Source organism: Nocardioides sp., assembly GCF_031422975.1.
Taxonomy (GTDB): domain Bacteria; phylum Actinomycetota; class Actinomycetes; order Propionibacteriales; family Nocardioidaceae; genus Nocardioides.
The window spans coordinates 1-12443 of record NZ_JANPEO010000033.1 but is presented as its reverse complement, the minus strand read 5'-3'; the positions used below and the strand labels follow the sequence as shown (position 1 = coordinate 12443).

Genomic DNA, 12443 nt, shown 5'->3' with positions numbered 1-12443 from the left:
GCAGCACCGGCCGCCCCAAGGGCGTGGTGCTGAGCCATCGCAACCTACTCGTCGGGGCGGAGAGCGTCTCCTACTACCTCGACAACCAGTCCGCCGACGTCATCCTTGCCGCTCTGCCACTGAGCTTTGACGCCGGGCTCAGTCAGGTCACGACTGCCTTTGCCGTCGGCGCGCACGTCGTGCTGGTCAACTACCTCGTGGCCAGGGACGTCGTGCGCCTCTGCGAGCAGCACAAGGTGACGGGCCTGACGTGTGTGCCTCCTCTGTGGATCCAGCTCGCAGCAGCGGAGTGGCCGGCGGCAGCCGCGTCGTCGCTGCGCTACTTCGCCAACACCGGCGGCCGGATGCCCCTCGCAACACTGACCCGGATCCGCGAGATCTTCCCGCAGGCAAGTCCCTACTTGATGTATGGCCTGACAGAGGCGTTTCGCTCGACCTATCTCGATCCCGCCGAGGTCGATCGACGCCCCGACTCCATCGGGAAGGCAATCCCCAACGCCGAGATCCTCGTGGTCCGCGCCGACGGCACTCAGTGCGCCCCGGGCGAGGAGGGTGAGCTCGTGCACCGCGGTGCCCTGGTCGCCCAGGGATACTGGGGCGACCCGACGAAGACGGCCGAGCGGTTCCGCCCGGCGCCCGGAGACAATCAGGCCTGGCGAAAGCCGGAGCTGGCCGTGTGGTCCGGTGACCGCGTCGTCGCCGATGACCAAGGCTTCCTCTACTTCGTCGGACGCACCGACGACATGATCAAGACCTCGGGCTACCGGGTCAGTCCGACCGAGATCGAAGAGGTCGCCTACGACAGCGGACTCGTCCGCGACGCGGTGGCCCTGGGTCTGCCCGACGACGCACTCGGGCATCGGGTCGTGCTCGTGGTGAGCGGGGCGGACGACGCTTTCGATGCGACCGCTCTGCTCGGCATACTCCGCCGCCAACTGCCCCGCTACATGGTGCCCAGCGACATCGTGGTCCGCGGCGAGTTGCCACGCTCTCCCAATGGCAAGTTCGACCGGGTGCTGCTCAGGCAAGAGTTGACGGCGTGAGGACAACCGACCATGTCGCCACTTTTGCGACCGATCGAGGGCAGCTGGTGATCGGCGGCGTTCCACTGGACCGACTGTGCGAGCGGGTGGGGTCGACCCCGTTCTTCGCCTACGACCGGGCAGCGATCACCGCGCGGGTGGCGGCCGTGCGCGCCGCGCTCCCCGACGAGATCGGCCTGGGCTATGCGGTGAAGGCCAATCCGATGCCGGCTGTGGTGCAGCATGTGGCGGCGCTGGTGGACCACCTCGACGTCGCCTCGGCCGGGGAGCTGGCCGTAGCGCTCGATGCCGGCCAGCACCCGGCCCACGTCAGCTTCGCCGGCCCCGGGAAGACCGACGCCGAACTCCGCCGTGCCGTTGCGGCCGATGTGACTGTGGAGGTCGAGTCACGTACCGAGCTCCAGCGGCTGGTCCGGACCGGCAAGGAGTTCGGCGTACGGCCACGCGCCGCCATTCGCGTCAACCCGGCCTTCGCCGTCCATGGTTCGGGAATGCGCATGGGTGGCGGTCCACAACAGTTCGGGGTGGATGCCGAGCTCGTTGCCTCGGTGCTCGGCGAGGTGACTGACCACGACATCGAAGTGGTCGGCTTCCACGTCTTCGCCGGCTCGCAGAACCTCAGTGCCGAGATTCTCGGGCAGGCCCAGACGAAGACCGTCGACCTGGTCCTCGACCTTGCGCAGCACGTCCGGGGCTCGGTGACGTACGTCAATCTTGGCGGCGGTTTCGGGATCCCGTACTTCGAAAAGGATCAGCGACTCGATCTCGAGGCCGTCGGCGAGCGACTGGGCCGACTCGTCGACGAGCGGCTCAAGCCGGCACTGCCGGAGGCCGCCGTCGTCATCGAGCTGGGCCGCTATCTCGTGGGCGAATCCGGGGTCTACGTCACGCGCGTGGTCGACGTGAAGGAATCCAGAGGGCGGGCCTACGCAGTCGTTGACGGGGGTATGCACCACCAGCTGGCGGCCTCCGGAAACTTCGGGCAGGTGATCCGCCGCAACTACCCGATCGCCCTCGGCAACCGCGTCGAGGAGTCACCGACCGGGCCAGTGACCGTGGTCGGGTCCCTGTGCACGCCACTGGACGTGCTGGGCGCGGACGTGGCGCTGCCGCAGGTTGAGGTCGGAGACCTCGTGACCATCTTCCAGGCCGGCGCATACGGCCTGACTGCCAGCCCGACGGCCTTTCTCGGACACCCACCACCGGCAGAGGTACTCATATGAACAGCCCAGAAACATCCCACGACCAGGAGGGAACGATCACCGTGAACAGCACGGGATTGGAAAGCGAGGCAACCTTGACCGGTGTGGTCGAAGTGCTGGTGAGAACGCTCGGCATCGAGGACCGCGCGAGCACGTTGAACCGCGATACCGGCCTGTTCGGCGAGCTCCCCGAACTCGACTCTTTGGGCGTCGTCGAGCTCGCGGCGGCTCTGGAGGACAGGTTCGACATCGTCATCGACGACGAGGACTTCACCAGTGAGGTGTTCGAGAGCGTCGGCACGCTCGCGGACTTCATCGGCCAACGACGCAGCACCGTCGCCCCGGGCAGATGAAGCGGGAGCAGTTGGCGTCATGGAGTTGAAGGTCTTCTGGAGGTCTCTCCGCAAACGCTGGTACCTGGTGCTGGTGCTGATGGTGGTGAGCGGCGCCGCGACCTTCTTGGTTGCCGATCGCGCCGGCCCCGACTTCGAGGCGTCCGGCACCGTGCTGATCTTTCCTCCTTTCCAGACCCAGGGGCCGAGCGCAGGCGTGAAGATGAAGGGGAACCCCTATCTCGGTCTGGGCGGAGTCAGCCAGGCACGCGATGTCCTGGTGCGCGCCCTCACCTCGAAGAGCGTGAGTGACCAGTTCGGGGAACAGTTCCCGACCGGCACGTCGTTCGAGGTCACTCCCGACTACACCAACAGCGCTCCCATCATCTTGTTCACCACCGAGGCGGGCACCCCGGACGTCGCTGTGACGGCCCTCAAGTCGCTGATGGATCGCGTCCCCTCCGAGCTCGACAACCTCCAGTCCGGGCTCGACCTGCCTCCTGCGGAGAAGGTGACTGCGCTGGTCCTGACCCAAGATGAGCAACCCGTCACGAGCCGGAAGAGCCAGATCCGCGCAGCCCTCCTCGCCGCGGCGGCGCTCGGCGGTTCGGGCCTGCTCATGATCGCTCTCATCGACGGATTGCTCGCAGGACGACGCCGCGTCAAGATGCCGGAGGCGACGACGCGCCGCGACGAGCCCACGGACGGGACCAGGAACGGGAAAGGGAAAGGGGTGACGGCTCACCCCGCCACGCGATCGCGCGCCACGCTCGGAGCGCGTGGAGACACCTCGTGACGATCGCCTCGGTCGAGACACGCACCGGCGTGGACGCGACCACGATCCTCACCCTCTACCTGACCCTGCTCTGGCTGATCCCGTCGCCCATGGTGTTCTCGGCCTTCGGCAGCGCCGGCAGCCCAGCCAACCTCATCGGCATCGCCACCTTCTTCTGCTGGGCGTGGTTCGTCCTGCGGCGCTCCGAACCGACGTACGCAGGCTTCCAGCCGGTCCGGGCGAGCATGCTCGGCTGGCTCTTGATCATGGTCGCCGTGTACGCGCACGCGATGGCCGGCCCGATTCCCGGCGACGAGATCAGCGTGGCCGACAACGGCCTGCTCAGATTGATCGGCATGGCCGGCGTCGTCCTGATTGCCACCGACGGCATCTCCGATCTCGCACGGCATCGCGTGATCCTGCGTCGTATCGCGGTCGCGGCGGGTCTGGTCGCGCTCCTGGGCCTGGTCCAGTACCTCACTGGGGAGCTCTATGTGGATCGCATCCGTGTTCCCGGGCTCACCGCGGGGACGTCCGAGTGGAACCTGGGGATGCGTTCGGGTTTCGCACGACCGAGCGGCACTTCCACCAGCCCCATCGAATATGGCGTCCTGCTCGGCATGACCCTGCCCATCACCATCGTCTGCGCCTCAGCAGGCTCGCGACACGCGTGGCTGTTCCGGGTCATGCTGATCGCGACGATCGTGTCGATCTTCTTCTCGATGTCCCGGTCGGCCTACCTGTGCGCCCTGATGGGAGTGACCGTGCTGGGCATGTCGTGGGATGCCCGCAAACGACTGCGCGCCCTCGGCTTTCTGCTCGCGGTCACCGCCGTCATGTACGTCACCGTTCCCGGCCTCCTGGGCGCGATCCGAGGGCTGTTCTCCAACGCAGGCCAGGACCCCAGTGTCGCGTCGCGCACTGGCAGCTACGACATCGCCGGCGAGTTCATTGCGAACAGTCCGATCGTCGGACGCGGCTTCGGCACATTCCTGCCCAAGTACTGGATCCTCGACAACAGCTACCTCGGCCTCTTGATCGAGGGCGGCCTCGTCGGCCTGCTTGGGCTGTTGATCCTCGTCACGGTGGGAATCTTGGGGGCGCGTCAGGCGCGTGCATCGCTGCCCGAGTCCGAGGACCGACAGCTTGCCCAGGCCCTCCAGGCTGCGATCGCCGCGGGCGCGTGCGGGCTCGCCTTCTTCGACACCTTCGCCTTCCCCCAGACCGCGGGCTGCTTCTTCCTCCTCATCGGCCTGGCCGGGGCGATGCGGAGGCTCACCCAGCGGCCGCCCGCACCCTCTTGACCACGCGCACCCATGAGGCCGGCACCAGGAGCAACGCGGCCGGCCGCCGCCTGGCGCGCACCAGTTCGCGCACGGTCACGATCCGCTCCTGCCAGCTGAGGAGCGGAGCGATCACGGCCGAAGAACCACCGGTTCCGGCATGCCGGCCGCCACCCATCAGGAGCGCGACCCTCGCATCGAGCCGACCCGTCCGACGGGTGGCGGGCGTCAGTGGCACCCCGGGGAGCGCGACCCGCTGCTCCAGCAGACTGTCGACGGAGCGTCGCCAGGCACCGTCGGCGTGCGCCTCACGCACCGCCTGTGCCGTGTCCTCACCCAGTGCCTGGCGTAGGCGCGCGTCGTCCACGAGCGAGCCGAGCCGGAGCCGTAGGTCCTGCGACGAGGAGGCGACCTGTAGATGGTCGGCGAGCTCGGGAGTGTCGGCGTCAAGGACCGCCGGCTCCTGCGAAGGGGCCCGCAACGTGATGACGGGTGTGCCCAGTGCGGCGGCCTCGAGCATCGAGGTGAGGGAGGAGAAGGGGTAGGAGTCGACGTAGACGTCCGCGGCCTCCAGCACCGGCCGGACGTCCGGCAGGAGGCCGGTGGCCAGGCCCTGCCCGCGATCTGCCAGCGCTGCCCACTCCCCCACCGGGTCCGGACCCGCGACGAGCAGCCGGGTGTCGCCGTACCTCTCAAGCACCGGCAGGACGACGTCGAGGAAGCCCTGACCCTCGACCGGCTCGAACTTGAACGCCGCCGCCGCGCTGGCCACGACCACCAGCCGCGGGTCGATCCCCAGCGCGACCTTGGCCTCGGCCCGCCCCTGGCTGCGCGCCCGGAGGTCGAGGGGACGGATCAGGACGGCGTTGCGTTCTCGGGGGACGCCGCGGCGCTCGACGGCCAGCTCCTGCCCGCTCTCGCGCAGGTTGACCAAGCGGTCCAGGACGTGGGTGCCGACCCAGAACAGGTGGTCGGCATGGTTGACGTAGAGCACTTCCGGGCCGGCTCTCCCGGTCAACGCTATCGACGGGACCACGTCGTGGGGGTGTACGTGGAGCACCACGTGGTCGAAGCCCGAGGCCAGTTCCCGAAGGGCAGCAGCCCTGCCGAGCAACCCGGCGAACGGACGGTCCAGAGTGCTCACCGATGCTCGGCCGCCGACCGCCGCGAGGACCTTGTCGGCGACGGGCACGTCCGCCTGATCGGTGAGGCACACGTGGTGGTCACGATGCTCGTCGGCGCGGATCCACTGTGCGAGCATCTGCGAGTGGCCGCCGGTGTCGTAGACCTGGGTGGCCACGTGCAGGACTCGCGCGGCGCCGCCCCTCGAGGCAGGAGGGATCGTCGCATCGGCGGGCCTCGCGGTGGGCAGCTCTCGGGCGCTCAGCGCGGTCAGCAGGTTCTCGAGACGGTCGCTGGCGAAGAGCCCCGTGTGGTTGAAGCATGCGTACGCCGCCGCCTGCATCGCGCCGACTGCTGCACGCTCATCACGGCCGGCCACGAGCAGCCTCTCGCTGCGAGCAACGAGCCGTTCGAAGTGCTGCCAGTTGCGGTCCAGCAGCTCGACCGTGCCACTCACGCCTTCACCGCCTGAGTCGAGGACTGCCCGGCCTCACTGCTCACGTCATCGGGACGACGCAACGAAAGCAGTTGGCGCAGTTCGTCGCGCCGGAGCACGACGAGCACGGCGATCGCAGCCAGGCATACCAGCCCGGACCCGACGGACGCCACCAGGGACGAGGACACCCGATCGACGACCAGCGCGGTGCCCGCGGCCGCGGCGAGTGAGACAAGGAGCGGCTGGATGACCGCCCCACCGAGGGGCGCCAGCGACAGCCCCGCCCGTCGGAGCAGGCACAGGTAGGTCGGCAGCACCACGACGACGACCACCACGAGCTCGGCCACGGCGACCCCGACCACACCCTCGCGCCGGGCGGCGACCACCACGGCGGGGGCGAGGGCCAGCAACCACACCACCTGGACGGTCAGCAGCTGCCCGGTCCGCCGCACCACCACGAGGAAGTCGTAGGACAGCTCGAACAGGATCCGGAAGGCAGCCACCAGGACCAGGATCCGGAACACGCCGGCCGCAGGCACCCAGGCGGCGCCGTACACGAATCGCACGACATCCTCGGCCGCGACCGCGGCCACGAGGCACACCGGCAGCGTCAGCGCGGCGGCGGCCCGCAGGGTGGTGGTGAAGGCGACCCCCATCCGCGCGCGATCGTCCTGGAGACGGGAGAAGACCGCGGGAGCGACGCTGCGCAAGGGCTGGGAGAACATGTTGACGGGCCACGAAGCGAGGTTGAAGGCCAGCACGAAGATGCCCAGGGCGGTGGCGCCAAGCGTCGCACCCACCGCAATCTGCTCGACGTACCCGACGGCGAACACCAAGATGCTGGCACCGGCGAGCGGAAGCCCGAATCGCAGCAGCGGCAGCACGAGGGACCGGTCCACCCGCCAGCGGTAGTGCCCGACCGCGTGCACGAACAGCGCCACCCCGATCAGGGTGGCGACGACGCGTCCCCAGGCCAGGCTCCACGCTCCGAAGCCACCCAGCGCGAGGGCCAGCGAGAGCGCCGTGCCGGACCAGGTCACAACCTGGTCGATCACCAGTCGACGTCGCTGCCGGAACTGGCGCTGCAGTAGGGCGGCCGGGCCCGCGACCATGCCGCTGAACACGACCGAGACGGACATCAGCCGGATGATGCCGGCCGCGTCGGGCGCCCCGAGCAGGTCGGCGACGGTGCTGGCCGAGAGAAACACGGCAATGAAGAGCAGGACGCTCCCGCCGGTCGAGATGGCATTGACCGTGCCGACGATGGTGTCCGGGCTGCGCTCCCACCGCACGATCGCCAGGCTGACTCCGAGCTCGTTGAAGCTGAGCACCGCGAGCAGCGCCACCATCGCGACCGCGAAGGTGCCGAACTCGTCCGGGCCCAGCATCCGTGCCAGGGCGATGCCCACCAAGAGCGTCCCGAACCTCGAGAGGGCCGTGTTGAGGACGCTCCAACCGAAGGCGCCAGCCGCCGTGCGCGCCAAGTCCTCCGGTGCAGCGTCTGCCGTCTCGTGCGTCATGCCGTCACGACGCCGCCCTGAAGACCACGTCGACGTAGTAGTTCGTGGAGTTCCACGAGCCGTTCGGGAAGCCACCCCCGGCGCCGTAGACGTAGACACCGTTGCCGCCGGCCGGCGCGGTCAGTGATCCGACCACGCGCGGGCCCGCGAAGAAGCCGGGCGACGCGGCGTAGCGACCGTTGGGGGCGTAGTAGGACACGACGTAGCTAGCGCCGGCCGTCACCGGCACCGGGGCCGTGAAGGTGGCGGTCTGCCAGCCGGTCGCGGTCTCGTTGGTGAAGGTGACCTGCCCGAGCCGCGTGCCGTCGCTGCTCCACAATGAGCCGACGTGCGTGCCGGTCTTGCCCGTCCCCTTGTAGAACTTCACCGCCGTGACGGTGCCCGCCTGCGAGGATGTGAACCCGGTGCCGACCTCGATGGACGACGGGTCGTCCGCAGCCGGTGTGTCGGGGATCAGGCCCGTCATCAGCGAGGTGGTGCCCGTGTCGTCAGGTCCGGTGGTGAACGACCAGGTCTGCGTGGGCAGGGCTGCGCCCTCCGTCGAGGCGAGCCCGCTGACGCCCACGGTGTACGCCGTACTGGGGGCGAGGGACGCCGACGGCGTGAAGGTGATCGTCCTGCTGTCGCCGGAGAGCGACGAGGTCCCGGCGACCGGGGCGCCGCCGTTGGTGAGCGTCGCCGCCCACCCCGGGGCGAGCGGTGCTGACACGGTCAGGGAGGGTGCGGCCGAGACCGACACGGAGTCGGCTCCGGAGGCCGGGGTCCGACCGCTGACCGAGAGGGTCGCGGCGGCAGCTTCGAACAGCACGTCCACGAAGTAGTTGGCCGCACCGAAGGTATAGGCCGGGAACCCGCCGGTCGACGAGTAGTAGTAGCGCCCGTTGTTGGTGGCCGGAGCCGTCAGGTCGCCCTTGGTGACCGGGGCGCTGAAGAAGCCGCCGGTCACGGCATACCGGCCCTGCGGTGCGAAGTAGGAGACGACGTACGTCGTACCTGCACTCACCGGGAGCGGTTGGCCCAGGGTGGCGGTCTGCCAGCCGCTCGCGGTCTCCCCGGAGAACGTCACGGTTGCCAGCCGGCTGCCGGCCATCGACCAGATCGATCCCGTGTGGGTCCCGTTGTTGCCCGCGCCCTTGAAGAACCGGATGGCTTTGACCGTGCCGTCGCGTGACGGGGTGAAGGCCATGCCGAGCTCGACCGGTGCGCCGTCATCCGTGGCGGCCGTCTCGGGCACCACGTCGCCGAGCAGCGTCTGGTTCTGTGCCGTCTCGGCAGCGCGGGTCTGGAACGTCCAGGTGGTCGTGGGCAGGATCGCGCCGTCACTGGAGATGACCCCCGCCAACCGGGCCGTCACATCGGTGCCCGCGGGCATCAGCGCGCTCGGCGTCCAGGTGATCCGCATGCGATCGGTGGAGATCGTCGCCGCACCGGCGAGCGCGCCCCCACTGTCCGAGGCCGTCAAGGACCAGCCGGGCTCGACCGCGTCGGAGAGGTCGACGATGACCTTGCTACCCCGCGGGACGTCCAGCGCGCCGGACGCCGGCGCCTGGGAGGTGACCTGGATCTGCGGTGGAGTCTTCTCGAACATCACGTCGACGAGGTAGTTGGTGGTCGAGGAGGCGCCCGGGAAGCCGGCGGCGTAGGTGTAGGAGCCCGCGGTCGAGCTCACTCGCAGCGGCGCCCACGACAGGTCGCGCTCGGCGAAGGCGTTGGGTGAGGCGGAGTAGCGGCCGCTCGGCGACCGGTAGGCCACGATGTAAGGCGTGTTCTTGGCGATCGACACCGGGGTGGTGAAGGTCAGTTGCTGCCAGCCGCTGGCGGACTCGTTGGCGAAGTTCCCGGTGGCCAGCTGGACACCGTTCTGGTTCCACAGCGAGCCCACGTGGACGCCCGTGTTGCCGGGCGACTTGTAGAACCGGACGCCGGTGACGATGCCTTTGACGTCGGAGGTGAACCGGGTGCCGAGGGTCAGCGGCACGCCGTCGTTGATCTCCAGCACGGTCGGGGTCGTCTCGTCACTGAACAGCGAGCACGGGCAGACACCCGGCGGGTTCGGTGGCTTGGCGGTCGTGAACGACCACGTGCCACCCGACGTGATGGGGTTGCCCTGGCTGTCGGTGCCTGACAGCGTCGCGGTGTGCCTCACGAACGAGGCGAGCGTGGCGGTCGGTCGGAAGGTGATCGTCCGGGTGGTGGCGTCGTAGGTGGTGGTGCCCTGGACAGCGGTGCCGTTGGAGTCCACCAGGCGGATCGCCGGGGTGCCCGGCGCCATGGGCTTGGAGAACCTTGCGCTCACCGACGTGGTGGCCGGCACCCCCGTCGCGTCCGGTGACGGCGCCTGGCTCATCGCGATGAGCGGAGAGTCGTCAGTGGCGGAGAAGGTGACGTCGACGAAGTAGTTGGCGTTGAGGTAGCTCGAGGACGGCAGTGTCCCGGGGTTGCCGTATACACCGGCAGGCTGAGCGCCCCAGCCACCGTCCACCTGCATGGCGCCTGCGTCCTTGCCGCGGTAGATGAAGGCGTACTGCTCGGAGGCGTAATGACCCCGCGGAGCTGAGTAGGACACCGTGTAGTTCTGCCCGGCGGTGACGGGTACGGCGTCGGCGAAGGTCGCCGTCTGCCAGCCGGTGGCCGTCTCGGCGGCGAACTGGACCTGGCCGAGTCGCTGGCCACCGGGACCCCACAGCGAACCGACGTGGGTGCCGGTGTTGCCGGTGCCCTTGTAGAACCGGACCCCGGTGACGAAACCGTCGACGACGGGGGTGAAGCGTAGGCCGAGCTCGACGGAGACGTTGTCTGCGGTGTCGGGGACGGCCGGAGTGACGTTGCCGAAGATGCTGCACGGGCAGGTCACCTGGAACGACCGGCTGGTCGGCACGCCGATGTTGGCACTGTCGTCGATGCCGCGGACCAGCGCGGCAGTGCTGCCACGGCCCTGCTGGACAAAGGTGTGCGTCCACGACGTGGTGCCCGATGCCGCCTGCCACGTCTGGCCGTTGTCGGCCGAGACCTCGATGCCAGCGACCTGTCCCCCGGCGTCGGTGGCCGTGCCGGTGATCGTGATCCGGTCGCCGTTCTTCTGGCTGCCGCCCGCGGCCGGCGTGCTGATGGTGACCACCGGGCCCGTCGTATCCGTCGTTCTGGTGGCTGAGACCAGGGTGGGCATCAGGGTCGTGGGCTGCGCCCCCATGTCGGCGAGCAGGTTGATCTGCGCCTGCTGCATGCGCACATCCGCCGTCGCGTTGGCGTACTCGGAGTCATGCTGGGCGTCAAGACCCCAGGTCCACTGCACCGTCCCGGCGCTGAACACGAGGGCTCCACTCGCGGCCCTGTAAAGCGTCATGTTGTGCCGTGTCTGACCGGGACTGACGGTGTTGCCGTAGTCGCGTAGGTATTCGGGCACTGCTCCCGTGGTCGTCGAGAGCTTGATCAGGCCGGGTGGCCCGAAGCCGTTGTCGAGGACCTCGTTGGACTCGTAGCCGACGGTGTGGGGCGCCAGCGTGGTGGACGTGCCGGTCATGGTTGCCAGGCCGGTGTTGCGCCACAGCCGCAGCTTGCCCTCGTCCTGCTTCACGGTCATGGCGAGGTCGCTGAAGTTCACCATGTATGCCGTTCCGACGAGGCCGTTCTCCGGCTTGCCGCCTCCGTTGGCGGGCGAGGCGAAGCGAGGGTCGCGCCAGGTCCCGGTCCACTGGGCGCTGGGATCGATCTTGGCGTTGCCCCAGGTCTCCTTGTAGCTGACGAGCGTGCGGTACGCCGTGTGCGAGGCATCGGCCGACGGCTCGTAACGGGTCCGCCAGTAGACCTCGTTGCCGGCGAGGAACTGCAGGTTCACGCCGGCGTCGCGGGCCGCCTCGACGTTGGCTCGCTGCGCGCCGCTCCAGTATTCGTCGTGTCCGACGGAGAGGAACACTTTGTGGTTGGTCAGCAGATTCCCCCGCCGATCGGTGTCGACGCCGGCGATGTAGGACACGTCGTACCCGTTGCGCTCGAGGAAACGCACGAGCGGATACTCGTTGCCGAAGTAGAAGTCGCGCCCGGACGACGTGCCGCGGGTGGAGAACGGCCGGTTGTAGCTCAGCTTGTACGCCCGGCCACGGGCGGCCCCCTGGTAGAAGCTCGACCCGCCGTAGGTGTTGTAGGCGTGCCAGGTCGGGTCGGAGGTCTGGAAGACGATGTCGGCCTGGCTCGCGTCGTCGCGCACGATGAAGGTGATGTGGCTCGAGTCGCCGTTGGTGCGCTGCAGCAGTGCGATGTAGACCCCGGACACCGCAGTGGACGGGACGGTCCACGAGGCCGAGACCGCCCAGTTGCCGCAGTCGTAGAGGTCGGTCGTTGCATCGGTGATGCAGTTGGGCTGGTTCTGCGGCAGCGACGCACTCGGCGCGACGGTTGCGATCTTGCGAGCCCCGAGGCCCTGGTAGTAGCCGGTCCGGTAGATGTCGATGGTGTACGACGTCGCTGGCGTGTCGATCTTGAAGTCGATGCGTTCACCGAGGTTGACGGAGATGTCGGTCGCGAAGCCCTGGATGGACTCGCTACCGGCGCCGTTGATGTCCCAGATCTCGGGGGCGGTACCGGGCTTGGAGTTCTCGCAGACGATCTTGTTGCCACCCGGCCCGCACGGGTCCGCGGCCGCCGTCGGGGGGGCCGTCAGCGACACCACGATGATCTGGCTCGCCACGAGGGCCACCAGGCCGATCGCCTTGGCGATGGCGCGGGTGACCCTG

Annotated in this window: 8 protein-coding genes; 5 read left to right on the top strand and 3 right to left on the bottom strand. The window is 68.8% G+C overall.

Features of this window, described 5'->3' with window-relative positions:
- From RMO85_RS01105 to RMO85_RS01085, 5 genes are all read left to right on the top strand, one after another.
- Window positions 1-1043 (top strand): AMP-binding protein (locus RMO85_RS01105; RefSeq protein ID WP_310525918.1); only part of this gene is annotated, 1043 nt, incomplete at its 5' end.
- Complete coding sequence (locus tag RMO85_RS01100) at window positions 1040-2266, top strand: pyridoxal-dependent decarboxylase, exosortase A system-associated (protein ID WP_310525916.1); 1227 nt, start codon at window positions 1040-1042, stop codon at window positions 2264-2266. The genes RMO85_RS01105 and RMO85_RS01100, both read left to right, overlap by 4 nt.
- A 41-nt stretch (window positions 2267-2307) precedes the next feature.
- Window positions 2308-2598, top strand: a complete 291-nt coding sequence (locus RMO85_RS01095; RefSeq protein ID WP_310525915.1) for an acyl carrier protein — start codon at window positions 2308-2310, stop codon at window positions 2596-2598.
- Window positions 2599-2617: 19 nt separating this feature from the next.
- On the top strand, window positions 2618-3373 hold the full coding sequence (locus RMO85_RS01090) for a hypothetical protein (RefSeq protein WP_310525913.1): 756 nt from the start codon (window positions 2618-2620) through the stop codon (window positions 3371-3373).
- The gene (locus RMO85_RS01085; protein ID WP_310525912.1) at window positions 3370-4656 is read left to right on the top strand and encodes an O-antigen ligase family protein; all 1287 of its coding nucleotides are present in this window, start codon (window positions 3370-3372) and stop codon (window positions 4654-4656) included. Before RMO85_RS01090 ends, RMO85_RS01085 begins: the two co-directional genes overlap by 4 nt.
- Here RMO85_RS01085 and RMO85_RS01080 read toward each other — a convergent pair.
- From RMO85_RS01080 to RMO85_RS01070, 3 genes are all read right to left on the bottom strand, one after another.
- Window positions 4628-6214: a glycosyltransferase gene (locus tag RMO85_RS01080; RefSeq protein WP_310525911.1), complete on the bottom strand. Its 1587-nt coding sequence runs from the start codon at window positions 6212-6214 to the stop codon at window positions 4628-4630. The two genes, RMO85_RS01085 and RMO85_RS01080, sit on opposite strands and share 29 nt — an antisense overlap.
- Complete coding sequence (locus RMO85_RS01075) at window positions 6211-7713, bottom strand: oligosaccharide flippase family protein (RefSeq protein ID WP_310525909.1); 1503 nt, start codon at window positions 7711-7713, stop codon at window positions 6211-6213. The genes RMO85_RS01080 and RMO85_RS01075 overlap by 4 nt, the downstream gene beginning before the upstream one ends.
- Window positions 7714-7717: 4 nt before the next feature.
- Window positions 7718-12443: DUF4082 domain-containing protein (locus tag RMO85_RS01070; RefSeq protein WP_310525906.1), on the bottom strand; the 4726-nt coding region annotated here is incomplete at its 5' end.

What these genes read in the sequence shown, in the direction of transcription:
- RMO85_RS01090 (WP_310525913.1), top strand. Translation starts at nt 2,618, where the DNA reads ATGGAGTTGAAGGTCTTCTGGAGGTCTCTCCGCAAACGCTGGTACCTG.
- RMO85_RS01075 (WP_310525909.1), bottom strand. Translation starts at nt 7,713, where the DNA reads ATGACGCACGAGACGGCAGACGCTGCACCGGAGGACTTGGCGCGCACG.